This window comes from Pseudomonas sp. (assembly GCF_049590575.1).
Lineage (GTDB): Bacteria > Pseudomonadota > Gammaproteobacteria > Pseudomonadales > Pseudomonadaceae > Aquipseudomonas.
In genome coordinates, this window is record NZ_JBAWDE010000444.1 from 13,136 (window position 1) to 37,637 (window position 24,502).

Consider the following 24,502-nt stretch of genomic DNA (forward strand, 5'->3'; position numbering starts at 1 on the left):
GGGGATACGCTTCAATGAGATGCGCCGACGTTGCCGCCCTGGCGCACGCGAGTCAAGTCAGTTGCCCGGTTTGGGCGTACGCGCCAGGCAATACACATCGACCTGCCGCGCGCCGGCCTGCATCAGCAGGCGCGCAAGGCTGTGGGCGGTGGCGCCGGTGGTGAGAACGTCGTCCACCAGCGCAAAGTGTCGGCCCTGCACCTGCGCATCGGGTGCCAGGACGAAGGCGCCGAGCAAATTGCGCTTGCGCGTCTTGGCGTCCAGCGCTTGCTGCGCGACGGTTTCATGCGGGCGCAATAACAGGTGTTCATCAAAGGCAATGCCCAAGTCCTGGCCTAGCCAGCGTGCCAGCATCTGGGCCTGGTTGTAGCCACGCTCGCGCAGGCGCTTGGCGGCCATGGGCACCGGCAGCAGGCAGTCGGGGCGGTGGAGTTCGGCGTTCTCGAAGCGATGGCGCAGGAAACGACCCAACAGCCGGCCGAGCAGATGCCCAAGTGGCCAGCGTGCCTGATGCTTGAAACGGGTGATCAAGGTGTCGACGGGAAAGCTGAACGTCCAGGGCGCAACCACCTGTTTAAAGGCCGGCGGTTGTTGCTGGCATTGGCCGCAGATCAAGCCCTGCATGGCCAAGGGCAGGGCGCAGATCTCGCAATGCTCTATCAGCCACGGCAGCTCGGTTTCGCAGCAGTTGCATACACAATCGGGGCTCTCGGTGCCCTCATCACAGATTAAACAGGTTTGTGTGTTTTTTAACCAGATGTAAACCGCGTGTTTGTGCTTGGGTTGACAGTGCATGAATCTTCCTTAAATATGCCGAGCATCCGTGTTGTATCTGTGGGTATTGCCCTTCCCGCAGCGTTAGCCCAAGCATAATCAAGGAAACGCCCATGAGCGCCAGCACCACCGCCACTTTGCGTCACGATTGGTCCCTAGCCGAAGTCAAAGCGTTGTTCGTGCAGCCGTTCAACGACCTGTTGTTCCAAGCGCAGACCGTGCACCGCGCGCACTTCGACGCCAACCGTGTGCAAGTGTCGACCTTGCTGTCGATCAAGACCGGCGCCTGCCCGGAAGATTGCAAATATTGTCCGCAGTCGGGCCACTACAACACTGGCCTGGAAAAAGAGAAGCTGATGGAAGTGCAGAAGGTCCTCGAAGAGGCCGCTCGCGCTAAAGCCATTGGCTCGACGCGTTTCTGCATGGGCGCCGCGTGGAAGCACCCGTCGGCCAAAGACATGCCGTATGTGCTTGAGATGGTCAAAGGCGTGAAGGCCATGGGCCTGGAGACCTGCATGACCCTCGGCCGCCTCGACCAGGACCAGACCGAAGCCCTGGCCCAGGCCGGCCTTGACTACTACAACCACAACCTCGACACGTCGCCTGAGTTCTACGGCTCGATCATCACCACCCGTACCTACGGCGAGCGCCTGCAAACTTTGGCCTACGTGCGTGACTCGGGGATGAAGATCTGTTCCGGCGGCATCCTCGGCATGGGCGAGTCGCTGGATGACCGCGCCAACCTGCTGATCCAGCTGGCCAACCTGCCGGAGCATCCGGAATCGGTACCGATCAACATGCTGGTGAAAGTCGCCGGCACGCCGCTGGAAAACGCCGAGGACATCGACCCGTTCGACTTTATCCGCATGCTTGCCGTGGCGCGCATCCTGATGCCGCAGTCCCATGTGCGCCTGTCGGCTGGCCGTGAGGCGATGAACGAGCAGATGCAGGCCCTGGCGTTTTTCGCCGGCGCCAACTCGATCTTCTACGGCGACAAACTGCTGACCACTGCCAACCCGCAGGCCGACAAGGACATGCAACTGTTCTCGCGGCTGGGCATCCTGCCGGAAGCCCGCGAAGAGCACGCCGACGAAGTGCATCAGGCGGCGATCGAACAGGCGCTGGTGGAGCAGAAGAGCAGCGAGCAGTTCTATAACGCCGCGGTTTGACGCCGCCCCCTATTTGGAATGCATTCCAAAGGTGGGAGCATTCAGTCTCAAGTTTCTTGATCTGCCGAGGCCAGCATGTCTTTCGATCTCGCCGCACGCCTCGCTGCCCGCCGTGCCGAACACCTTTACCGCCAACGCCCGCTGCTGCAGAGCCCTCAAGGCCCGCAAGTGGTGGTCGACGGCCAGCCGTTGCTGGCGTTCTGCAATAACGATTACCTCGGCCTGGCCAACCACCCGCTCGTGATCGAAGCCTGGCGCGCCGGTGCGTCCCGTTGGGGGGTGGGCGGTGGCGCTTCGCACCTGGTGGTCGGGCATGCCACGCCACACCATGAACTGGAAGAAGCCCTGGCCGACCTGACCGGTCGACCCCGCGCGCTGCTGTTTACCACCGGCTACATGGCCAACCTGGGCGCGGTCACGGCGTTGGTGGGGCAGGGCGATACGGTGCTCGAAGACCGACTCAACCACGCCTCGTTGCTGGACGCCGGGTTGCTGTCCGGTGCGCGTTTCAACCGCTACCTGCACAACGACGCCGCCAGCCTGGCCAAGCGCCTGGAGAAAGCCACCGGCAATACGCTGGTGGTCACCGATGGCGTATTCAGCATGGACGGCGATCTTGCCGACCTGCCCGCACTGGCCCGTGAAACCAAGGCCAAAGGCGCCTGGTTGATGGTGGACGATGCGCACGGTTTCGGCCCGCTCGGCGCGAACGGTGGCGGGATCGTCGAGCATTTCGGCCTGAGCCAGGACGACGTGCCGGTGCTGGTCGGCACCCTGGGCAAAGCGTTCGGCACGGCCGGCGCATTTGTGGCGGGCAGTGAAGAACTGATCGAAAGCCTGATCCAGTTCGCCCGGCCCTACATCTACACCACCAGCCAGCCGCCCGCCCTGGCCTGCGCCACGCTGAAAAGCCTGGCGCTGCTGCGCACCGAGCATTGGCGGCGCGAGCATCTCAACGGGCTGATCCGCCAGTTCCGCCACGGCGCCGAGCAACTCGACCTGGACTTGATGGACAGCTTCACGCCGATCCAGCCGATCCTGATTGGCGACAGCGCCAAGGCCGTGCGCCTGTCACAGATGCTGCGTGAGCGCGGGTTGATGGTCACCGCAATCCGCCCGCCGACCGTGCCGGCCGGCAGCGCGCGTTTACGCGTGACGTTGACGGCGGCCCACAGCGCCGCGCAAGTGCAGCTATTGTTAAACGCGTTGGAAGAATGTTTCCGCTTGCTCGGCACCACGGAGCCAGACCATGCGTGATCGACTGATATTGCTCCCCGGCTGGGGCCTCGGCGTCTCGCCGCTAGAGCCCTTGGCGGCGGCGTTACGTGGCTTGGATGAGCACTTGCAGGTGCAGATCGAACCGTTGCCGGACCTGCAGTCGGGTGATCTGCAAGAGTGGCTCGATGAGCTGGATTCGACCTTGCCTCAGGATGCGTGGCTCGGCGGCTGGTCGCTTGGCGGCATGCTCGCTGCCGAGCTGGCAGCCCGGCGCGGTGAGCATTGTTGCGGCTTGCTCACTTTTGCCAGTAACGTCAGCTTTGTTGCCTTTTCCCGCTGGGACCATGGCATGCACGAAGCAGACTTTTCAGCATTTCTTGACGGCTGCCGCCTTGATCCCGAAGCGACGTTGAAACGCTTCAGTCTCCTCTGTGCCAAGGGTTCTGCGGACCCCCGGGCGCTTGCAAGGCTGCTGCTGGCGGCTGCGCCTGAAACACCAACGCCGGTTTTGCTCGGCGGCCTGGAATTGTTGGGTCGACTGAACACCAGCCAGGCGCTGCTGGATTTTCAGGGCCCGCAGTTGCATCTGTTCGCCGGCCTTGACGGGCTGGTGCCCGCCGAGGCGGCCAGCGACCTGCTGGCCCTGCTGCCCGATGTAGAAATCGGCCTGATTGAACAGGCCGGTCACGCTTTTCTTCTGGAGGACCCGCACGGTGTCGCGGGGGCTATCCAGGCTTTTTTGCATGAGTGCGTTGATGACTGATTTATCCCAGCCCTGCCTGCCGGTCGGCTTGCCGGACAAGCGCCAGGTAGCGGCATCGTTTTCCCGTGCTGCGGCCAGTTATGACAGCGTTGCCGAGTTGCAGCGCGCGGTAGGCAGCGAACTGCTGGCGCGTCTGCCGGCTTCCATCGCCCCGCGGCGCTGGCTGGACATGGGCTGCGGCACCGGCTATTTCAGCCGGGTGCTGGGCGAATTGCTTACGGCCAGCCAAGGCGTGGCGCTGGATATTGCCGAAGGCATGCTCAACCACGCGCGACCCTTGGGCGGCGCCGAGCATTTTATTGCCGGTGATGCCGAACGCCTGCCGCTGCAGGACGCAAGCTGCGGGCTGATCTTCTCCAGCCTGGCGGTGCAGTGGTGTGCGAATTTCGACGCGGTACTCAGCGAGGCCCGCCGCGTGCTGCAACCCGGCGGAGTGCTGGCGTTTGCGAGCCTGTGCGTGGGTACCCTGGATGAATTGCGCGAAAGCTGGCGCGCGGCGGACGGGCTGGTACACGTCAACCGCTTCCGCACGTTCGAGGCGTATCAACACCTGTGCGCCGCCAGCGGCCTGCGCGTGGTGAACCTGGAGCGCCAGCCGCATGTGTTGCATTACCCGGATGTGCGCAGCCTGACCCAGGAACTTAAAGCGTTGGGCGCGCATAACCTCAACCCGGGCCGCCCGGGAGGGTTGACGGGGCGCGCGCGGATTGTTGCACTGGTGGATGCTTACGAGCAGTTCCGTCAGGCCCAGGGCCTGCCCGCCACTTATCAAGTGGTGTATGCCGTACTGGAGAAACCTCTATGAGCGCCGCTTACTTCATCACCGGCACCGACACCGATGTGGGCAAGACCACCATTGCCGCCGGGCTGCTGCATGCCGCGCGTCAAGCCGGCAAAAGCACGGCCGCAGGCAAACCGGTGGCCTCCGGCTGCCAGGTAACGCCCAAGGGCTTGCGCAACAGCGACGCCCTGGCACTGATGGCCGAATGTTCATTGCCGCTGACCTATGCCGAGGTCAACCCGGTGGCGTTCGAGCCTGCCATCGCCCCGCACCTGGCGGCGCGGGAGGCGGGCGTGGCGCTGACGGTGCAATCGCTGTTGAAACCGATGCAGCAGATCCTGGAGCGCCAGGCGGATTTCACCTTGATCGAAGGCGCGGGTGGCTGGCGTGTGCCGTTGGCCGACCAGGACAACCTGTCGGACCTGGCCATGGCGCTCAAGCTGCCGGTGATCCTGGTGGTGGGCGTGCGCCTGGGCTGTATCAGCCATGCCTTGCTCACCGCCGAAGCCATCGCGCGGGACGGTTTGCCGCTGGCGGGCTGGGTGGCGAATATCATCGACCCCAAGACCTCGCGCCTGGAAGAAAACCTCGCCACGCTGGCCGAACGCTTGCCCGCGCCGTGTCTGGGCCGGGTGCCGAAACTCAAGCACGCCACTGCCGAAGCCGTGGCCGAATACTTGGAGCTGGACCTGCTTGACTGATTTTGGCTATCGCTAAGGCATTATGCCATTAGTGTTTTTGACGGGCGTTTTGCCTGTATCTCTGCTTCAATCAGCGTTCATGATTCTCTAAAGGCAGGCTTACGCCATGGAAATCTCTGGAAGCAGCGCGTTTTATTCGGGCCTGAGCAGTATTCAGACCGGGCAGAACCGTGTCGACCTGGCCGCCGGCAAAATCGCCAGCGCCGCGACGACCCAGCCTTCGGACGCGCAAAGCGACCGTCTGCAAGCCAATGATCGCGCCCAGCCGTCGAATTCGGCGAGCAATATGGTCGAGATGGCCCAAGGCAAGTTTCAAGTGGAGCTGGGTGTGAAAGTCGCCAAGGCTTCGGATGAAATGCTCGGCACGTTGATCGATACCTACGCTTAATCTCCCTCCCCTCAGGTATGCCGGCTCTTCTGTGGGAGCTGGCTTGCCTGCGATGGCATCTACTTGGTTTGCCTGATACACCGCGGCGTCTGCATCGCTGGCAAGCCAGCGCCTACACGGTTGTTGTTCTCTCCTGATAGGTGTGTGGCATCCCGCCGCAGGCCTTGCCGTGCGCGCCGTTGATCCACGTCATGACAAACGGCGCCCGGACGACGCTTGACATCCCCAGGTCGTAAACGTATGTTTCAAACACCTGTTTGACCGCCTCAACAAATCCCACGCGGTTGTTCATTCCAGATACATCAGCAGAGGTTTATCGCTATGCCTGACTACAAGGCCCCCTTGCGTGATATTCGCTTCGTTCGTGACGAACTGCTCGGCTATGAAGCGCACTATCAGAGCCTGCCGGCTTGCCAGGACGCTACCCCGGACATGGTTGACGCCATTCTCGAAGAAGGCGCCAAGTTCTGTGAGCAGGTACTGGCACCGTTGAACCGTGTGGGCGACCTCGAAGGGTGCACCTGGAGCGAGTCAGGCGTTAAAACCCCTACGGGTTTCAAAGAAGCCTATAAACAATTCGTCGAAGGCGGCTGGCCAAGCCTGGCCCACGACGTCGAGCATGGTGGCCAAGGCCTGCCGGAATCCCTGGGCCTGGCGGTCAGCGAAATGGTGGGTGAAGCCAACTGGTCGTGGGGCATGTACCCAGGCCTGTCCCATGGCGCGATGAACACTATTTCCGAGCATGGCACCCCTGAGCAGCAAGAGGCTTACCTGACCAAGCTGGTGTCGGGCGAATGGACCGGCACCATGTGCCTGACCGAGCCGCACTGTGGCACCGACCTGGGCATGCTGCGCACCAAGGCCGAGCCGCAGGCCGACGGTTCCTACAAGGTTTCCGGGACCAAGATCTTCATCTCGGCCGGTGAACACGACATGGCCGACAACATCGTCCATATCGTACTGGCCCGCCTGCCGGACGCACCGGCCGGCACCAAAGGTATCTCGCTGTTTATCGTGCCCAAGTTCCTGCCCAATGCAGACGGCTCGATCGGTGAGCGCAACGCGGTGTCCTGCGGCTCCCTGGAACACAAGATGGGCATCCATGGCAACGCCACCTGCGTGATGAACTTCGACGCGGCCACCGGTTTCCTGATCGGCCCGGCGAACAAAGGCCTGAACTGCATGTTCACCTTTATGAATACCGCTCGCCTGGGGACTGCGCTGCAAGGCCTGGCCCACGCTGAAATCGGCTTCCAGGGTGGCCTGAAATATGCCCGCGACCGCCTGCAGATGCGCTCCCTGACCGGCCCGAAAGCCCCGGACAAAGCCGCTGACCCGATCATCGTGCACCCTGACGTGCGCCGCATGCTGCTGACCATGAAAGCCTTCGCCGAAGGCAACCGTGCGATGGTGTACTTCACCGCCAAGCAAGTGGACATCGTCAAGTACGGCACCGACGACGAAGCCAAGAAACAGGCCGATGGCCTGCTGGCCTTCATGACCCCGATCGCCAAGGCGTTCATGACCGAAGTTGGTTTTGAGTCTGCCAACCACGGCGTGCAAATCTACGGCGGTCACGGTTTTATCGCCGAGTGGGGCATGGAGCAGAACGTCCGCGACAGCCGCATTTCGATGCTGTACGAAGGCACCACCGGTATCCAGGCGCTGGACCTGCTTGGCCGCAAAGTGCTGATGACCCAGGGCGAAGCGCTCAAGGGCTTCACCAAGATCGTGCACAAGTTCTGCCAGGCCAACGAAGGTGTTGAGGCGGTGCAGGAGTTCGTGACGCCGCTGGCGGCGCTGAACAAAGAGTGGGGCGAGTTGACCATGAAGGTCGGCATGGCCGCGATGAAAGACCGTGAAGAAGTCGGCGCCGCTTCGGTGGATTACCTGATGTACTCCGGTTACGCCTGCCTGGCTTACTTCTGGGCCGACATGGCACGCTTGGCCGCCGAGAAACTGGCTGCCGGCACCACCGAAGAAGCGTTCTATACCGCCAAGCTGCAAACTGCGCGCTTCTACTTCCAGCGCATCCTGCCGCGTACCCGCACCCACGTAGCCACCATGCTGTCGGGCGCCAACAACCTGATGGACATGAAAGAAGAGAACTTCGCCCTGGGCTACTAAGCCTCGGTCGGGTTCATAAAAAAGCCGCCGCTCTTTCGGGAGCGGCGGCTTTTTTGTGGGCGCCGGCAAAGTACTTACGGTGCCGGGATGAACGGCGAGCCGTCGCAATAGGTATCGCCGGGCAGAACGCCTCTGACTGGAGTTGCCACGGGTGCAGAGCGCAGCATTTGGCCTTGGGCGTTCGGCGCCGAATAGCTGAAATACAACACGCCCCTGCCGATCACTCCCATGGTGCTGGCGTAGGGCACATTTACCGTCTGGCCCAGAGTTGGAGCACCCGCTGCCAGTGTTACAGGTACGGTGACGGCCGGGACCATGGGGTTTGAGCCATCATCCTGCCGGCTCAATACGCAGCTTACCGTCAACGTTGTGCCGATGATCAACGTATTCGAAGGTGGGATGAAAACTTGAATGAAGCGGTTGAGATACGGTGTGTTCAAGGGGCGCGGCGAATTGCAGTTAAGGGCCCCGTTGTTCAAGTTTTGCACCTGCGGCGGCGCCAGCGTCATCAAGGTCGAAAGATTGAAGATCAGGTTACGCGCCGGTCCGTTGAAAACTACGCCGCCGCTGGTGATTCTGAACCTGACCGGGGCAGCAATATCATTGATGGTTGACCCCGTCACCGCGGCCTGGATTTGTGTCGCCGGAACAATCATCCGCAGGGGTAACGGCTGACCCGCGTAGGTCAAGGTGGTCACCGCGAAACCCGCGCCCAGGACGACGCTTATCAAGTCGCCGATTTGCAAGCCGTCGACGCTGTCTAGCCACACCTCCATCCCGCCCTGGCCAGCCTGGTTGATATCCCCCAGGGTCACGGTGTGGTCGGGCGCAATCGCCTGTGTCACCCGCGGGACGGCGATATTCGTGGGTGTTATGCGTACCGCCACCAGGACTTCGAGAATCAACGAGTCCATAGCGCGGCGACTATCTTGGGTAAGGCAGCGATAGGTCAGTTGTTGCCGGCCGTTACCGCGGGCGCGAATAACAGCCGCCGGCACGGGAATGAGACGGTCGGCCGGTAAGTCGGGCAATAGAGTGCCGGGGGGTACGGAATAGGATACTTGCATGTGGCTGGGGGTGTTTCCGTAGTAGGGAATTAAAACCAGGCTCCTCTCGCCGTTGATCTCCCGATGCGCGGGAACCCGAAACAGAACCGGGTCGTTGTTGGCCAGGTATTCCTCAGTAATCAGAGCGGTCGCAAGGTTCGCTGGCAGCAACGGGCGCGGCGGAGTGATGGTGAGGTAGCCGAACGGTGGCGTTCTTCGCACCCGCAAAGGCGTGCTGGCGGTGGCGCGCAGGACGTTGTTACCGTCTTCGAGGGTATAGGTCAGTTGATAGTCTCCTTCCACGCCCACCATGCGGCGCGGCACCATCACCTCCACCTCGTCGTCCGGATAACCTGTGAATTGCCTGTAGGCCACCAGTTGGTACTCACCCGGTGCGGGAGATTCAACGTATACCCTGATCGTTGCGCGAGCACCCGCAGGGACCGGCTGGGGCAGTTGCGGAATCGTCAGTGGCTGATCCCTATCCATCGTGAAAAGCGAGATCAAGCCGTCTGAGCCGTCGATGGCATTTGTTACGACCAGCGGCTTCAGCGCGGGGATTGCGTTGCGAATCAAAAACAGTGAATTGGTGCGTACCAGGTCGTTGGTTGAGGTTTCCATGGCGGTCACTTCCATCGTGGGTAAAGGACACTCCTTTTCCCGAAAGCCCGCTGGGTGGTGAGTGGTAATGGTGAGTAAACAGCGCAGAGCGTTCGATTAAAACTGTGAACGTTGACAGTTGACTAAGCCTCGCCAAGCGCGCAGCGCGTTGTTTGCGCCACAGGTCGGAAAAAACCACAGCGTGACACTCAGGGATTGGCCGAACCGGCCGTTAAAGTGATGGCAATGTGATACAGGTCACATTGAATGTGCTTAACTGTACGCAGTGAAGGCACTATGCCATCATTTTTGAATGGGTCGGAGCTTTACCCTTGTCGCGCGCGTCTGCTGTACGTTTCAGTCATTTTCTCCCTTCGTTGCTGCTCCTGCTGGCGGGGCTCTCGGCTGCGTATGTGAAGGACCTCAACGTGTTCTTCACCTCACTGTTCAATGTGTTGCCGACCTTGGTGCTGTTGCTGGGCGGTTCGTACTGTGCGGTGTATCGCCGCCAGCGTGAGCTGTTCCTGATGATCACGGTGTATGTGGCTTATTTCCTGCTCGATACCCAGACCGATTACTACCGCGACAATGGGCGGGTGCGCGAAGACGCGGCGGTGGTCTTTCATCTGTGCTGTGTGCTGCTGCCGCTGCTGTTCAGCATTTATGCGTTGTGGCAGGAAAAGACCCACCTGTTCCGGGACTTCGTCGCACGCGCTGCGGTATTGCTGGCGGTAGGCAGCGTGGCGCTGGCGCTGGAGCAAAGCTATCCCCAGGGCGTGCTGAACTGGCTGGCCGAGATTCGCTGGCCAGCGCTGCATGGCGCCTGGATGAGCCTGGTCCAGCTGTCCTACCCGATGTTTCTGATTGGCTTCCTGACCCTGGCCGCACAGTACTGGTATCAGCCACGGCCTTTGCACGCTGCGCAGTTGGTCGGTGTGTTGGGGCTGTTCTGGATGTTGCCGCAAACCTTCATCCTGCCGTTCACGCTGAACATCATGTGCAGCCAGGTAATGCTGATGATCGCCGCCGGTGTGGCCCATGAAGCCTATCAAATGGCCTTCCGCGATGAGCTGACCGGCTTGCCCGGGCGGCGTGCGCTCAATGAACGCATGCAGCGGCTGGGCCGCAACTATGTGCTGGCCATGAGCGACGTCGACCACTTCAAGCGCTTCAACGACACCCACGGCCACGATGTCGGCGACCAGGTGCTGCGCCTGGTGGCGAGCAAGCTGTCCAAGGTCAACGGCGGTGGGCGTGCCTACCGCTATGGCGGTGAAGAATTCGCCGTGGTGTTCGCCGGCAAGACCCTGGATGAGTGCATGCCGTATCTGGAAGAAATTCGCGCGATCATTGCCGACTACGACATCAAGCTGCGCAACTCCGATCGCCCTCAGGACGATCTGCAAGGCCGTCAACGCCGGGCCGGCAGCGGTGCCTCGAGTGTGTCGGTGACCATCAGCATCGGCGTGGCCGAGCGCCTGCTCGAGCACCGCAGCCCCGAAGAAGTGCTCAAGACCGCCGACCAGGCGCTGTATGCCGCCAAGGGCGCGGGGCGTAACTGCGTGGTCGCGGCCGGGCAAACTCGGCGTGGTGCGGTGCGTATGCAGACCGCTGCCGGTTGAGTGATGGCGGTGTATTCAGCGGTTCTACAGTGATTGTCCGCAACGTCGGCCGGCAGTAGGTTGGAGCTATCTGCTGCCGGAGACAGTGCCATGCCTGAATACAAAGCCCCCTTGCGCGACATACGCTTTCTGATCGACAACGTATTTGATTTCCACGGCCACTACGCTGCCCTGGGCGCGACGGACGCCAGCCCGGATATGGTCAGTGCCATCCTCGAAGAGGGGGCGAAATTCTGCGAAAACGTGCTCGCGCCACTCAACCGCAGCGGCGATGAAGAAGGCTGCCATTTCGACAATGGCGTGGTGACCACGCCCAAGGGCTTCAAGGAAGCCTTCGCCCAGTACGTGGAAGGCGGCTGGCACGGCGTAGCGGCGGACCCGGCCTACGGTGGCCAGGGCCTGCCGCAATCGCTGGGCCTGGTACTCAGCGAGATGATCGGCTCCAGCAACACCTCCTGGGGCATGTACCCGGGCCTCACCCACGGCGCGATGTCGGCGATCCACGCCCATGGCACCGATGAGCAAAAAGCCACATTCCTCAGCAAACTCACCGCGGGCGAATGGACCGGCACCATGTGCCTGACCGAAGCCCATTGCGGCACCGACCTGGGCCTGATCAAGACTCGCGCCGTGCCCCAGGCGGATGGCAGCTATGCAGTCACCGGCAGCAAGATCTTCATCTCGGCCGGCGAGCACGACATGAGCGCCAATATCATCCACTTGGTGCTGGCCAAGCTGCCGGACGCGCCGGCGGGCACCAAAGGTATCTCGTTGTTTATCGTGCCCAAGTTCGATGCCGATTCGGGCGAACGCAACGCGGTGCACTGCGGTTCCATCGAACACAAGATGGGCATCAAGGGCTCGGCCACCTGCGTGCTGAACTTCGACGGCGCCAAGGGCTTTTTGATTGGCGAGGCGAACAAAGGCCTCAATTGCATGTTCACCATGATGAACCACGCACGCCTGGGCACTGGCATGCAAGGGCTGTGCAACGGCGAAGCGAGTTTCCAGGGCGCGATCAAATACGCCAACGACCGCCTTCAGATGCGTTCGTTGACCGGCGCCAAGGCCCCGGAGAAAGCCGCCGACCCGATCATCGTGCACGCCGACGTACGGCGCATGCTGCTGACCATGAAAGCCTTCAACGAAGGCAACCGCGCGCTGACCTACTTCACCGCGCAATTGCTCGACACCGCGCACCTGAGCAGTGACGCCGGCCAGCGCCAGGAGGCGGAGGACCTGCTGGCGTTCCTCACCCCAATCTGCAAAGCCTTCATGACCGACACCGGGCTTGAGGTGACCAATCACGGCATGCAGGTCTTCGGCGGGCACGGCTACATTCGCGAGTGGGGTATGGAGCAATTGGCCCGCGATGCGCGGATCGCGCCGATCTACGAAGGCACCAACGGCATCCAGGCCCTCGACCTGCTGGGGCGCAAAGTGCTGGGTAGCCAGGGCAAATTGCTGCGCGGGTTTACCAAAATTGTGCATAAGTTTTGTGCCGCGAATGCCGAGCACCCGCTGCTCAAGGCGAATGTGGCGCAGCTCAATCAGCTGAACCAGGAATGGGGCGAGTTGACCACCAAGGTCGGTATGGCCGCCATGAAGAACCCGGACGAAGTGGGCGCCGCCGCGGTGGATTACCTGATGTACAGCGGTTACGTCATCCTCGCTTACCTATGGCTGCGCATGGCCATCGCGGCTGAAGCTCACGACGACGCCGAGTTCGCCAGGGCCAAGCTGGCTACCTGCGACTTCTATTTCAAGCGTCTATTGCCGCGCACGGCCACCCATCGCGCGGCCGTGGAGGCGGGCAGCGAATGCCTGATGAGTCTGCCTGCGGAGGCATTTGCGCTGGGGTGACTTAAAAATACCAATCAGTCACAAGTGGACCCTATGTGTCTGAAAAGTTGTTCGGGTACACTCGGAGCCTGTAAAACCGATCCTACCGAATCACTTTTCACGTTCTCACGAGGTTTGCCATGGCTGATTACAAAGCGCCGCTGCGTGATATGCGCTTCGTCCTCAATGAAGTCTTTGAGGTCGCCACCACTTGGGCCCAATTGCCGGCATTGGCAGACTCCGTCGACTCCGAAACCGTTGAGGCAATCCTCGAAGAAGCCGGCAAAGTCACCGCCAAATCCATTGCCCCGATCAGCCGCGGTGGCGATGAGCAGGGTTGCCGTTGGGCGGACACGGTGGTTACCACGCCGGACGGTTATCCACAGGCCTACAAAACCTATGCCGAGGGCGGTTGGGTCGGTGTAGGCGGTGACCCGGCCTTTGGCGGCATGGGCATGCCCAAGGCGGTGTCGGCCCAGGTTGAAGAGATGATCAACTCGTCGAGCCTGGCATTCGGCCTGTACCCGATGCTGACCTCCGGCGCTTGTGTGTCGATCAACACCCACGCCAGCGAAGCGCTCAAGGCGACCTACCTGCCGAAGATGTATTCCGGCGAGTGGGCCGGTTCCATGTGCCTGACCGAAGCGCACGCCGGCACCGACCTGGGCATTATCCGCACCAAGGCCGAGCCTCAGGCGGACGGTTCTTACACAATCAGCGGGACCAAAATCTTTATCACCGGCGGCGAGCACGACCTCACCGAAAACATCATCCACCTGGTGCTGGCGAAGCTGCCGGACGCGCCCGCCGGTCCCAAGGGCATCTCGCTGTTCCTGGTGCCGAAATTCATGGTCAATGCCGACGGCAGCCTGGGCGCACGCAACCTGGTGAGCTGTGGTTCGATCGAGCACAAGATGGGCATCCAGGCGTCCGCCACGTGCGTGATGAACTTCGATGCAGCCGTGGGCTACCTGGTGGGCGAGCCCAACCGTGGCCTGGCGGCGATGTTCACCATGATGAACTATGAGCGTCTGGGGGTGGGCATTCAGGGCCTGGCATCCGGCGAGCGCTCTTATCAGAACGCCATTGAATATGCGCGCGATCGCCTGCAAAGCCGTTCGCCATTGGGCGCCCAGTCCAAGGACAAAGTGGCTGACCCGATCATCGTGCACCCGGACGTGCGCCGCATGTTGTTGACCATGAAAGCCGCGAACGAAGGCGGCCGCGCGTTCTCCACCTACGTGGCGACGCAACTGGATATTGCCAAGTTCAGCGAAGACGCGGCAGCCCGCGAGCGTGCCGATAACCTAGTGGCGCTGCTCACGCCGGTGGCCAAGGCCTTCCTCAGCGACCTGGGCCTGGAAACCACTGTGCTGGGCCAGCAGGTATTTGGCGGCCATGGCTACATTCGCGAGTGGGGCCAGGAGCAACTGGTGCGTGACGTGCGCATCACCCAGATCTACGAAGGCACCAACGGCATTCAGGCCCTGGACTTGATGGGTCGCAAGATTGTCGGCAGCGGCGGGGCGTTCTACACCTTGTTTGCCGACGAGATCCGCCAGTTCATCGCCGCACAGGGCGCCGAACTGGGCGAGTTCACCCGCCCGCTCAGCGCGGCGGTGGATAACCTCGACGAATTGACGGCCTGGGTGCTCGATCGCGCCAAGACCAACCCGAATGAAATCGGCGCGGCGTCGGTGGAGTACCTGCACGCCTTTGGCTACATGGCCTATGCCTATATGTGGGCGCGGATGGCCAAGGCGGCGTTGGGCAAGGAGGCTGAAGAGGATTTCTACGCCAGCAAACTGGGCACCGCGCGCTTCTACTTTGCGCGTCTATTGCCACGTATCCATTCGTTGAGTGCGTCGGTAAAAGCCGGTAGCGAATCATTGTTTTTGCTGGATGAAGCACTGTTCTAAGGGTTTGGAGGGCGTGTAAGCATTCTCTTACATGACGTGCTGCTATTCGTCCTCTATCGCCAAATTGGATCCACGGATAATCTACTTCACATGGACGTCGCGCAGGAAGCGCAAAGCAACAACAGGGACACGTAGGATTCTGCCAGGATGGCGGAGTGAAATGGATGTCAGGGAAACAGTCTGCAAAGCCCCGCTTCGGCGGGGTTTTCTTTTGCCCGCGAAAAAGTCAGGCGGGCAGCTGCGGGGCATTCATCACGTCTTCCAGCAACGTGCGCAGCAACGCCACCGTCGCCTGCTGGCGCTGCACATCGCGGCATACCAAGCCAACTTTCAGCGGCACCCTCGGTTCACTCAAGGGTTTCCACAGCAGCGCTTTGCTGTTGTGCTCGTCCTGGGAGCGCCCAGGCAGCACAGTTGCCAGTCGGGTCTGTGGCAGGCTGTCGAGAATCCCCACCATGGTGTTCAGCTCAGCCTGCACCTGGGGTCGCCGTCCCAGATTGGAGAGCTGGCCCTGCCAGATCTGACGGACCTGAAACTCCTCCCCCAGCAGTAACATCGGCAACTCAGCCGCCTGTTTCAGTGAGACTTTCTTGAATTCGCGCAGGGGATGGTCTGCGGGGATGACCACTTTCAATTCATCTTCATACAGCAGCACGCCGTGCAGCCCTGGTTGGCGTGGCGGCAGGTAACTGATGCCTATGTCCAGCGAGCCATTGAGCAGCCGGCGTTCAATTTCCATCCCAGTCAATTCATAGATCTGCACAACAAGATGCGGCTGGGCCTTGCGCACGCGCTCGAGCATTTGCGGGACCAGGCTGGTATGCACGGTTTGCAGCACACCGATGGCCAAGGTGCGCATGGCCTGGCCCTTGAAGTTACGCAAGGCTTCGACGGCCTGCTGCATGCCATCAATCAGCGGTAAGGCGTGGTTGTACAGCGTATGGGCGGCGAGCGTCGGCAGCAGGCGTTTGCTGCTGCGTTCGAACAGGCTGACGTCGAGGTTTTGCTCCAGCTGGCGGATCTGTTGGGACAAGGCCGGTTGGGAGATCGATAGGCGCTCCGCGGCACGGCCTACGTGGCCCTCTTCATACACCGCGACGAAATAACGCAGTTGCTTGAAATCCATAAGTCTTTCTTATCGAAAAAGCTGGAAAATCGAAATGGCCGTGGGCCTCTGAGACGCCTAGTCTAGCGCCTATTCGCAGGGCTTACAGGGCCGGATCGGGCAATGAATAGCGTTTATGTTGATGGCTTTTACATAGGCGGGGCAAAAAATCCCAAGGCCGTAGGTGCAGGGTTTACCGACCAAGGTCCGGTTGCCAACGGGGGTGAGTTGTGAACCTGTTCCGCCGTCCCGCACCCAGCCTCGACGATTTGATCCTCGACGCGCCGCACGCCGACCCGTCCAGCGAATGCCTGATGCCCACTATCGCCAGGCCCGCCCAGGTATTTGTGCGCGGTCAGGGTTCCTGGCTGTGGGACAGCGATGACCGCGCCTACCTGGACTTCAGCCAGGGCAACGCCGCCAATAGCCTGGGCCACAGCCCGCAAGTATTGATTCGGGCCCTTGCTGACCAGACCCAGACGCTGATCAACCCAGGCATGGGCCTGCACAATCGCGCCCAACTCAACCTTGTCGAACGCCTGTGCCGCCGCACCGGCAGCGACCAGGCCTACCTGCTCAACAGCGGCGCGGAAGCCTGTGAAGCCGCCATCAAGCTGGCGCGCAAATGGGGCCAGCTGCATCGCGGCGGCGCCTACCGCATCATCAGTGCCAGCAGCGGCTGTCATGGTCGCAGTTTCGCCGCGATGGCGGCCTCGGCAAGTGACCGCGCAAACCGCTTTGAGCCGCAATTACCGGGCTTCAGTCATGTGCCCTTCAACGACTTGCCGGCCCTGCATGCTGCCGTTGATGCACACACCGTCGCGATCCTGCTGGAGCCGATCCAAAGCGCTGCCGGCGTGATCCCTGCCACCGAGCACTACCTCAAGGGTGTCGAGCGGCTGTGCCGCGACCTGGGGATTCTGCTGATTTTCGACGAGGTACACACCGGCCTCGGCCGCAGCGGCACCTTGCTCGCCGAACAACAGTACGGCGTACGCGCCGACATCATCACCCTTGGTAAAGGCCTGGGCGGCGGCGTGCCGTTGGCGGCGCTGCTGGCGCGTGGCAAAGCCTGTTGTTTTGAAGTGGGCGACCTGGAAGGCACCCATCATGGCAACGCGCTGATGGCGTCGGCCGGGCTGGCGGTGCTTGATGCGGTGCTGGCGCAGGGCTTCCTGGACCAGGTGCGTGATTCCGGCCTTTACCTGGGCGAAGGCCTCGCCCGCCTGGCCTATCGTTACGATCACGACCAATTACGCGGCCACGGCCTGATGTGGGGCCTAACCTTGTCGGACGATTCTGCGGATGCGGTGGTAAGAGCTGCGCTGCACGAAGGCCTTATCCTGAATGCCCCGCAGCCCAACTGCCTGCGCTTCACGCCGGCCCTGACGGTCAGCAAAGGCGACATCGACGAAATGCTTCTGCGCCTGGCCCGCGCCTTCTCCCGTGTACGCACCGCACAACTGCAATGCCGCAAGGGCATCGCGGTTTAACCCCACATTCCTGAACCGTCTCGCGGCATACGCGGCGCCTCCAGCCTGATTCTTTTGGCTGGAGGCGTTTTTTTGTGCGTTGATGTCAGGATGGCCGAGTGCCAGATCTCACTGAACCCTCACGAACGCCCAAGGTCGATTAGCTACACGGCTCACACGAGCCGATTTTTTGGAGCTGACCCATGGACATTATTCGTATCATCATCGCCATCCTGTTGCCGCCACTGGGTGTGTTCCTGCAAGTAGGTTTTGGCGGCGCGTTCTGGCTGAATATCCTGCTGACCCTGTGCGGTTACTTCCCTGGCATCATCCACGCGGTGTATATCATCGCCAAGCGCTGATGCCGTCAGCCTTTTGCGATGAGCCTTGAGTTGCGCTCATTGCGAAAGGCCAGTTGCTCGATGGTCTGAGTGGCGTGTTCGGCTTCTTCCCGCGCTTGCAGGATGATGCCGTGCTGCTCGGACTTGCTGCACACCGGGTCGGCGTTGCTCGCATCCCCCGTGAGCATGAAGGCCTGGCAGCGGCAGCCACCGAAGTCCTTCTCTTTTTCGTCGCATGAGCGGCACGGCTCGGGCATCCAGTCGTAGCCGCGAAAGCGGTTGAAACCGAACGAGTCGTACCAGATGTGCTGCATGCTGTGGTCACGCACATTCGGAAATTGCACCGGCATCTGTCGGGCACCGTGACAGGGCAGGGCAGTGCCGTCCGGTGTCACGGTCAGGAAGATGCTGCCCCAGCCGTTCATGCAGGCTTTCGGGCGTTCCTCGTAGTAATCCGGCGTCACGAATATCAGCTTGCACGGGTGGCCTTCGGCTTCCAGTTTGGCGCGGTATTCGTTGGTGATGCGTTCGGCGCGCACCAGTTGCTCGCGGGTCGGCAACAAGCCCACACGATTGAGTTGCGCCCAGCCGTAGAACTGGCAGGTGGCGAGCTCGACGAAGTCCGCCTCCAGCGCAATGCACAGCTCGATGATGCGGTCGATCTTGTCGATGTTGTGCCGATGGGTGACGAAGTTCAGCACCATCGGGTAGCCGTGCGCTTTGACCGCGCGGGCCATTTCGAGTTTTTGCGCGAAGGCTTTTTTCGAACCAGCCAGCAGGTTGTTCACCTGTTCGTCGCTGGCCTGGAAGCTGATCTGGATATGGTCCAGTCCGGCTTTCTTGAAGTCGCTGATTTTCTGTTCGGTCAGGCCGATGCCGGAGGTGATCAGGTTGGTGTAGAAGCCCAGCTTGCGCGCCTCGGCGATCAGTTCGGCGAGGTCCTGGCGCACCAGCGGTTCACCGCCGGAAAAACCCAATTGCGCGGCGCCCATCTCGCGGGCTTCACGAAACACCTTGAACCACTGCTCGGTGCTCAGCTCCTTGCCCTGCTCGGCAAAATCCAGCGGGTTGGAGCAGTACGGGCACTGCAACGGGCAGCGGTAGGTCAGCTCGGCCAATAGCCACAACGGCAGGCCAATGGGCGGCTTTTCAGGCAAGGGTGATCCAGTGCTCAGCACGGGCGACCTCCATAAATTGCTCGATGTCATCGCCCAGCTCCGGCACGCCGGGAAATTGCTTGTCCAGCTCGGCGATGATCGCAGCGACGTCACGCTCGCCATCGATCAAGCCACCGATCAACGCGGCGCTGTCATTGAGCTTGATCATGCCTTCGGGGTAGAGCAACACATGGCCTTTTTGCGCCGGCTCGTACTGGTAGCGATAGCCCTGGCGCCAGGTTGGTTTTCTGCTGCGATCAAAGCTCATAGGGTGATCCCTTTATGCCAGACCCGCTGCTCGGTCACGCTGTGATACGGCGGGCGTTTGAGTTCATAGGCCATGCTCATGGCATCCAGCATGCTCCACAGGATGTCGAGTTTGAACTGCAGGATTTCCAGCATGCGCTCCTGGCCTGCGCGGGTGGTGTAGTGCTGCAGCGTGATCGCCAGCCCGTGTTCCACGTCGCGTCGAGCCTGGCCCAGGCGAGTGCGGAAATACTCATAACCGGTTGGGTCGATCCACGGGTAATGCTGCGGCCAGCTGTCGAGGCGCGACTGGTGGATCTGCGGCGCGAACAGCTCAGTCAGGGAGCTGCTGGCGGCTTCCTGCCAGCTGGCACGGCGGGCAAAGTTGACGTAGGCATCCACCGCAAAACGCACGCCGGGCAACACCAGTTCCTGGGAACGCAGTTGGTCCGGGTCGAGGCCGACTGCCTGGCCCAGGCGCAGCCAGGCTTCAATGCCGCCGTCTTCACCGGGTGCGCCATCGTGATCGAGCAGGCGCTGGATCCACTCGCGGCGGATCTCGCGGTCCGGGCAGTTGGCCAGGATCGCCGCGTCTTTCAGCGGGATGTTCACCTGGTAGTAAAACCGGTTGGCGACCCAGCCCTGGATCTGCTCGCGGGTAGCGCGGCCTTCATACATCGCCACATGGTAGGGGTGATGGATATGGTAGAAGGCGCCCTTGGCCCGCAAGGCATGTTCAAATTCGGCGGACGTCAGCGGTGTGTCGGTCATTTCAGTTGCTCCTACAATTCAAGGCTCATGCCGTCGTAAGCCACTTCGACATTGCGCCGCACCAACTCGGCCCGCTCGGGGGAGTCTTCATCGAGGATCGGGTTGGTGTTGTTGATGTGGATAAGCACCTTGCGCTGCTCAGGCAATTGTTCAAGCACCTCGAGCATGCCGCCGGGGCCGTTCTGCGCCAGATGGCCCATCTCGCGGCCGGTGCGGGTGCCGACGCCACGGCGCTGCATTTCATCGTCGTCCCACATCGTGCCGTCCACCAGCAGGCAGTCGCTGCCGGCCATGATCTCCAGCAACGGCGCATCGACCTTGCCCAGGCCCGGGGCGTAGAACAGTTTGCCACCGGTGCGCAGGTCTTCGACGATCAGGCCGATGTTGTCGCCTGGGTGCGGGTCGAAGCGGTGCGGCGAGTAGGGGGGCGCGGCGCTGCGCAGTGGCAACGGAGTGAAACGCAAGTTGGGGCAGGCCGGGATGGTGAAGCTGGCGTCCAGCTCGATGCGGTTCCAGGCCAGGCCGCCGTTCCAGTGGGTGAGCATGGTGAACAGCGGGAAGCCGGTGCTCAGGTCTTCATGGACCATGTCGGTGCACCACACCTGGTGCGGGCAGCCTTCGCGCAGGCTCAGCAGGCCGGTGGTGTGGTCGATCTGGCTGTCCATCAGGATGATCGCGCTGATGCCGGTGTCACGCAGTGCGCGGCCTGGCTGCATTGGCGCAAAGCCCTGGAGTTGCGCGCGAATATCCGGCGAGGCATTGCACAGCACCCAATTCACGCCGTCGTCGGAGATCGCGATGGATGACTGTGTACGCGCCTGCGCCCGCAGGCTGCCATCACGAAAACCCGCGCAGTTCACGCAATTGCAGTTCCACTGCGGGAAACCCCCGCCGGCGGCGGAACCTAGAATCTGGACAAACATGGCCGCTCCATCAAGCAAAGCTCAAAACAAAAACGCCCCGGGCGAACCGAGGCGTTGTATTACCCAGCGGATTAACGGCTGGCGAAGTACATGGTGACTTCGAAACCGATGCGCAGATCAGTGTAAGCAGGTTTGGACCAGGTCATGTTCATACTCCTACGAAGGGATGGGACGTTCACTACTAAGCAATACATATAGTCCACCTCCAGTCGCAGATGTTCAGAGGTGTGCTAGGGAATGTTACGCAATTCTTTTCAAGTTAGCGCTGTCTTGGCGGAAAAAGCTTTTTGCAGGCGCGGCAATGATCAGCCCGCCGTTTGCCAGGAATCGTTGATGCGCGGGCGATTAGCGACGCAGCGCCAGCCGCCTGTAGCGTCGTTCAACTGTTGGGCGGCGTGGTGCACGCTTGCCCGGGTACAGCCCTGGATCGCTTGCTGCAGTTGCGCGAGGTAATCCGACGGGTGGCCGGCCAGCTGCGCCTGCCACAGCAATTCGGCCGCTTGGGACACGGGTAGCGTCTGAGTGGAGAATTGCTCTGCAACGAGCGGGTTGCCCAGATCCTGGCAATCGTCGATCAGCGTCGGCAATTGTTTCAGGAAGGCCAGCAGGTGGTCGACGATTCCTTCAACAGCAATGCTCGGCGATTGCACGCCAAACAACAGGCCGGTCTGCCCGTTGATTTGTCGGACGCCGCTGAACACCGCGTAGCCCAATTGCAACTCGACACGCAGGCGCTGGTAGAAAGGCCCCTGGAATACATGTCCGAGCAGGCGCCAGGCGGCTTCATCCGCCAGGGACTGAGTCGGCGTCGGGCAAAACAGCAGCACGGCGGGTTCCCTGGAGTGAGTATTCACCTCGTGCCACAGGCGCTGGCCGTTGAGGCTTGGCCGGCGCGGCTCGAGGCTGGCGGGCTGCCCAGGCAACCGCGCGGCCGCAGCTCTTATCGCCGCCTCACGCGCGACCGGGAAGCCCACCCCAAATCCTTGCCAGTGTGCAGAGGCCCACGCCGACTTTTTGCTTTCATCGCAAACAGCCCCGGCGCAGCAGGCAGGTAAGGCCTTGAGCAGTTCGCGGATAGCGATCACGGGCGTCGGGGCGTCGGGAAGCTCTGGCGACTGACTCAGGCTGTTGACTAAAGCTTCCAGCACCGCGGGCATAGGCTCCTGCAGCCCGATCAGCTTCACCTGCCAGTCATCGCCGATAGCGTCGAAGGACATTTCAACGCCCGCCTGACGGGCATTTTCCCGTAACGGCTGCAACAGGCTTTCCAGCCCGGCAGGTGCGGCTGAATCGAACCGCCAGTGCAGGAATAGCGCGCCTTCACCGGTGTCATCCGCCAACGCCTGGCTGAAGGTCAGCGCCGAAACCTCGCGGCGCCCACGGGAACGGTCCTGGGCAAAGGTGCGCAAGCCACGGTGCTTACTGGTCTGGCCGCGAATCAGGCCTGCGCGTTCTTCATTGATGGGCGGGTGCAGGAACGGGTTATTCGGTGGCAGTTGCCAAGTGTGCCGGGAAGGCGACAGGTGCAGCGCATCAAGCAGGGCCTTGAGGGCTGCGACGGCTTGTTCCGAGAGCTGCGGCTGCAGGGCTTCGCTGTCATGGCGAGCCCAGGCCAGGGCGCCTTGCACGTGTTGCTGACGCGCATTCAGCAGGGCGAACTCTTCGCGCAGTGAGGTCCAATCGCTGTGTGCGAAAAAGCTCAGCCAGTCGTAAAGCAATGCCTCGATCTGAGCCGCCGATGCGCCTCGGCTATCGAGGGTAAAGTCGATGTCCAGCACGGCTTGCCCGTCGAAGTGGTAAAGCACACTCGCGTGCAGGGCGGTGGCCAGTTGCTGCGATTTCAGTTCAGCCTGCAGTCCACCGGGCGCTGTGGCGTTGAGCCAGGTACAGAGAAAAGCCAAGGCTTCGCGGGGCGCTTCACAGGTGATGACCTGGTGCAGGTGATTATTCGCCGTGTGTTGATAGCTACGTGCTAGCCCCGGCATCAGTGCGGGTGCGGCGACTTGCGGGTGCAGCGGCCCCGAGGCCAATGCCTGGCTGAATGCTTGGGCCAGGGTGTCAAGCGCTTCCAGCGACTGCGGGCCGACAAGGCTCAAGGTCATCTGCCCACTCTGATAGAAGCGCGAGTGAAATTCCCGCAACGCTTGCTGAAAGGTCTCACGCTCTACCGGCAGACTGTCGCGGTTACCCGCATGAAAACCCCGCAGCGGGTGATCAGCCGCCAGGCCTTCCAGCAACGCCACTTGCTGTTGCGCCTTGGCGTCCTGGGACCAGGCGATAAACTCGGCGTGCAGCACTTCGCGCTCGCGCAGTTGGTCCTCCAGCGCCAGTCGCGGGTGCGCCAGCATGTCCGCCAGGCGCTCCAGGCCACCCGCGAAGGATGAAACCGGCAGTTCAAAGAAGAAGTCCGTGGTGCGTTCGCAGGTGCTGGCGTTGACTTGCCCACCCTGACGCTGCACGTAGGCCATCAACCCTTCGCCCGTCGGAAATCGCTCGGTCCCAAGAAACAACAAATGCTCAAGAAAGTGCGCCAAGCCCGGCCATGCCAACGGTACATCGTGACTGCCGGCGGCTACCCGTAAAACTGCAGCGCAACGCTTCAAGCGCGGCGCATGGCGCAGGGAAACTCGCAGGCCATTGGCCAGGGTCAGGTGAAGGTGATGAGGGTGAGCCGGCGCAGGCATGGGCACTTCCGAAACGTAGGAGGTGGCCATGTTAACAAACCGGCTGGGGTCAGGGCTTGTGCAGCGCGCCGTACAACTCGGGGCGACGGTCTTGCAGGTAGTGATTGGCGGCGCGGGCGTCGATGATCGACTGGCGATCCAGCTCACCGACGATCAAGGCTTCATCCAGCCCAGCCTGGGCGATGCGCTGGCCATTGGGCGCGGCAATGCTGCTTTGCCCGCAATACTGAATCTCGCCTTCCTGGCCACAGTAATTGGCGTAAGCCACGTAGCACTGGTTTTCGAAGGCCCGCGCCCGCACGGTCACGTCGGCGACAAAGTCGAACGGCACCATATTGGCGGTGGGCACCAGGATCAGCTCGGCACCGGCCAGCGCCAGGCGGCGGGTGTTTTCCGGGAACTCCAGGTCATAGCAGATCAGCAAACCGAGCTTCCAGCCGTTCAATTCCACCAGTGGGAAATCATCCTCGCCGGCGCTGAACATCGAATGATCCAGATCCCCGAACAAATGGGTCTTGCGGTAGTTGCACAGGCGCTGGCCATGGGCGTCGATCAACTGCACAGCGTTGTAAATCTGCCCGTCTTCGGCGCGTTCCGGGTAGCCATACAGAATCGCCAGGCCAGCGCTTTGCGCCAACTCGGCAATCGCCTGCGCCGACGCGCCATCCTGCGCTTCGGCCAGGGCGCCAACCGCCTCGGCGCCGATGTTGTAGCCGCTCAAGAACATCTCTGGCAGTACGAGCAGATCGGCGCCGGACGCCTCGTGTGCCAGTTGGTGCAGGCGGTTGAGGTTGCCGGCCACGTCCAGTGGCAGCGGCGGGCATTGGTACAGGGCGACGCGCATGTTCAGCTC

Annotated in this window: 23 protein-coding genes; 12 read left to right on the plus strand and 11 right to left on the minus strand. The window is 61.7% G+C overall.

The window, feature by feature from the left end; all coding sequences use genetic code 11:
* Positions 1–57 precede the first annotated feature (57 nt).
* The gene (locus WBR57_RS30455; protein ID WP_424089350.1) at positions 58–795 is read right to left on the minus strand and encodes a ComF family protein; all 738 of its coding nucleotides are present in this window, start codon (positions 793–795) and stop codon (positions 58–60) included.
* A 92-nt stretch (positions 796–887) separates the two neighbouring features.
* Between WBR57_RS30455 and bioB the strand changes: the two genes are divergently transcribed.
* The 6 genes from bioB (at position 888) to WBR57_RS30485 (ending at position 5,794) form a co-directional block, all read left to right on the plus strand.
* Positions 888–1,943: a biotin synthase BioB gene (gene bioB / locus WBR57_RS30460; RefSeq protein ID WP_058415231.1), complete on the plus strand. Its 1,056-nt coding sequence runs from the start codon at positions 888–890 to the stop codon at positions 1,941–1,943.
* Positions 1,944–2,018: 75 nt separating this feature from the next.
* The gene (bioF, locus tag WBR57_RS30465; RefSeq protein ID WP_424089353.1) at positions 2,019–3,200 is read left to right on the plus strand and encodes an 8-amino-7-oxononanoate synthase; all 1,182 of its coding nucleotides are present in this window, start codon (positions 2,019–2,021) and stop codon (positions 3,198–3,200) included.
* Complete coding sequence (locus tag WBR57_RS30470; protein WP_424089355.1) at positions 3,193–3,924, plus strand: alpha/beta fold hydrolase; 732 nt, start codon at positions 3,193–3,195, stop codon at positions 3,922–3,924. The genes bioF and WBR57_RS30470 overlap by 8 nt, the downstream gene beginning before the upstream one ends.
* Positions 3,917–4,729: a malonyl-ACP O-methyltransferase BioC gene (bioC, locus tag WBR57_RS30475; protein ID WP_424089357.1), complete on the plus strand. Its 813-nt coding sequence runs from the start codon at positions 3,917–3,919 to the stop codon at positions 4,727–4,729. Before WBR57_RS30470 ends, bioC begins: the two co-directional genes overlap by 8 nt.
* Positions 4,726–5,406: a dethiobiotin synthase gene (gene bioD / locus WBR57_RS30480; RefSeq protein ID WP_424089359.1), complete on the plus strand. Its 681-nt coding sequence runs from the start codon at positions 4,726–4,728 to the stop codon at positions 5,404–5,406. Before bioC ends, bioD begins: the two co-directional genes overlap by 4 nt.
* A gap of 106 nt (positions 5,407–5,512) precedes the next feature.
* Positions 5,513–5,794, plus strand: a complete 282-nt coding sequence (locus WBR57_RS30485) for a pyrroloquinoline quinone biosynthesis protein PqqE (RefSeq protein WP_424089361.1) — start codon at positions 5,513–5,515, stop codon at positions 5,792–5,794.
* Positions 5,795–5,906: 112 nt separating this feature from the next.
* Here the strand turns inward: WBR57_RS30485 and WBR57_RS30490 are convergent, their stop codons facing one another.
* Positions 5,907–6,086: a hypothetical protein gene (locus WBR57_RS30490; protein ID WP_424089363.1), complete on the minus strand. Its 180-nt coding sequence runs from the start codon at positions 6,084–6,086 to the stop codon at positions 5,907–5,909.
* Positions 6,087–6,115: 29 nt separating this feature from the next.
* On the opposite strand from WBR57_RS30490, the gene WBR57_RS30495 reads away from it, so the two are divergent.
* Positions 6,116–7,921, plus strand: coding sequence for a phenylacyl-CoA dehydrogenase (locus WBR57_RS30495; RefSeq protein WP_424089365.1), 1,806 nt, complete (start codon positions 6,116–6,118; stop codon positions 7,919–7,921).
* A 74-nt stretch (positions 7,922–7,995) separates the two neighbouring features.
* Here the strand turns inward: WBR57_RS30495 and WBR57_RS30500 are convergent, their stop codons facing one another.
* On the minus strand, positions 7,996–9,588 hold the full coding sequence (locus tag WBR57_RS30500; protein ID WP_424089367.1) for a hypothetical protein: 1,593 nt from the start codon (positions 9,586–9,588) through the stop codon (positions 7,996–7,998).
* Positions 9,589–9,899: 311 nt separating this feature from the next.
* On the opposite strand from WBR57_RS30500, the gene WBR57_RS30505 reads away from it, so the two are divergent.
* The 3 genes from WBR57_RS30505 (at position 9,900) to WBR57_RS30515 (ending at position 14,950) form a co-directional block, all read left to right on the plus strand.
* On the plus strand, positions 9,900–11,189 hold the full coding sequence (locus WBR57_RS30505) for a diguanylate cyclase (RefSeq protein ID WP_424089369.1): 1,290 nt from the start codon (positions 9,900–9,902) through the stop codon (positions 11,187–11,189).
* 90 nt (positions 11,190–11,279) lie between these two features.
* Complete coding sequence (locus WBR57_RS30510) at positions 11,280–13,052, plus strand: acyl-CoA dehydrogenase C-terminal domain-containing protein (protein ID WP_424089371.1); 1,773 nt, start codon at positions 11,280–11,282, stop codon at positions 13,050–13,052.
* 119 nt (positions 13,053–13,171) lie between these two features.
* Positions 13,172–14,950 (plus strand): acyl-CoA dehydrogenase C-terminal domain-containing protein, encoded by a 1,779-nt coding sequence (locus WBR57_RS30515; protein ID WP_424089373.1) that lies wholly within the window; start codon positions 13,172–13,174, stop codon positions 14,948–14,950.
* Positions 14,951–15,176: 226 nt separating this feature from the next.
* Here the strand turns inward: WBR57_RS30515 and WBR57_RS30520 are convergent, their stop codons facing one another.
* The gene (locus tag WBR57_RS30520; protein ID WP_424089374.1) at positions 15,177–16,076 is read right to left on the minus strand and encodes a LysR family transcriptional regulator; all 900 of its coding nucleotides are present in this window, start codon (positions 16,074–16,076) and stop codon (positions 15,177–15,179) included.
* Positions 16,077–16,285: 209 nt separating this feature from the next.
* Between WBR57_RS30520 and WBR57_RS30525 the strand changes: the two genes are divergently transcribed.
* Together WBR57_RS30525 and WBR57_RS30530 are read left to right on the plus strand one after the other, a co-directional pair.
* Positions 16,286–17,548, plus strand: a complete 1,263-nt coding sequence (locus tag WBR57_RS30525; protein WP_424089376.1) for an aspartate aminotransferase family protein — start codon at positions 16,286–16,288, stop codon at positions 17,546–17,548.
* A gap of 182 nt (positions 17,549–17,730) precedes the next feature.
* Positions 17,731–17,889, plus strand: a complete 159-nt coding sequence (locus WBR57_RS30530) for a YqaE/Pmp3 family membrane protein (RefSeq protein ID WP_003194776.1) — start codon at positions 17,731–17,733, stop codon at positions 17,887–17,889.
* Between the two features lie 5 nt (positions 17,890–17,894).
* Here WBR57_RS30530 and pqqE read toward each other — a convergent pair whose 3' ends face one another.
* The 7 genes from pqqE to WBR57_RS30565 all read right to left on the minus strand — a co-directional run bounded on the left by pqqE (position 17,895) and on the right by WBR57_RS30565 (position 24,493).
* Positions 17,895–19,076 (minus strand): pyrroloquinoline quinone biosynthesis protein PqqE, encoded by a 1,182-nt coding sequence (gene pqqE / locus WBR57_RS30535; RefSeq protein ID WP_424089379.1) that lies wholly within the window; start codon positions 19,074–19,076, stop codon positions 17,895–17,897.
* Positions 19,018–19,293, minus strand: a complete 276-nt coding sequence (gene pqqD, locus WBR57_RS30540) for a pyrroloquinoline quinone biosynthesis peptide chaperone PqqD (protein WP_025857022.1) — start codon at positions 19,291–19,293, stop codon at positions 19,018–19,020. The genes pqqE and pqqD overlap by 59 nt, the downstream gene beginning before the upstream one ends.
* Positions 19,290–20,042 (minus strand): pyrroloquinoline-quinone synthase PqqC, encoded by a 753-nt coding sequence (pqqC, locus tag WBR57_RS30545; RefSeq protein ID WP_424089381.1) that lies wholly within the window; start codon positions 20,040–20,042, stop codon positions 19,290–19,292. Before pqqC ends, pqqD begins: the two co-directional genes overlap by 4 nt.
* Positions 20,043–20,053: 11 nt before the next feature.
* Positions 20,054–20,965, minus strand: a complete 912-nt coding sequence (gene pqqB, locus WBR57_RS30550; RefSeq protein ID WP_122309721.1) for a pyrroloquinoline quinone biosynthesis protein PqqB — start codon at positions 20,963–20,965, stop codon at positions 20,054–20,056.
* A 71-nt stretch (positions 20,966–21,036) separates the two neighbouring features.
* Positions 21,037–21,111: a pyrroloquinoline quinone precursor peptide PqqA gene (pqqA, locus tag WBR57_RS30555; RefSeq protein ID WP_003194766.1), complete on the minus strand. Its 75-nt coding sequence runs from the start codon at positions 21,109–21,111 to the stop codon at positions 21,037–21,039.
* 159 nt (positions 21,112–21,270) lie between these two features.
* Entirely contained in the window at positions 21,271–23,649 is a 2,379-nt protein-coding gene (pqqF, locus tag WBR57_RS30560) for a pyrroloquinoline quinone biosynthesis protein PqqF (protein WP_424089437.1), read from the minus strand.
* Between the two features lie 49 nt (positions 23,650–23,698).
* Positions 23,699–24,493, minus strand: a complete 795-nt coding sequence (locus WBR57_RS30565; protein WP_424089384.1) for a carbon-nitrogen hydrolase family protein — start codon at positions 24,491–24,493, stop codon at positions 23,699–23,701.
* Positions 24,494–24,502 lie beyond the last annotated feature (9 nt).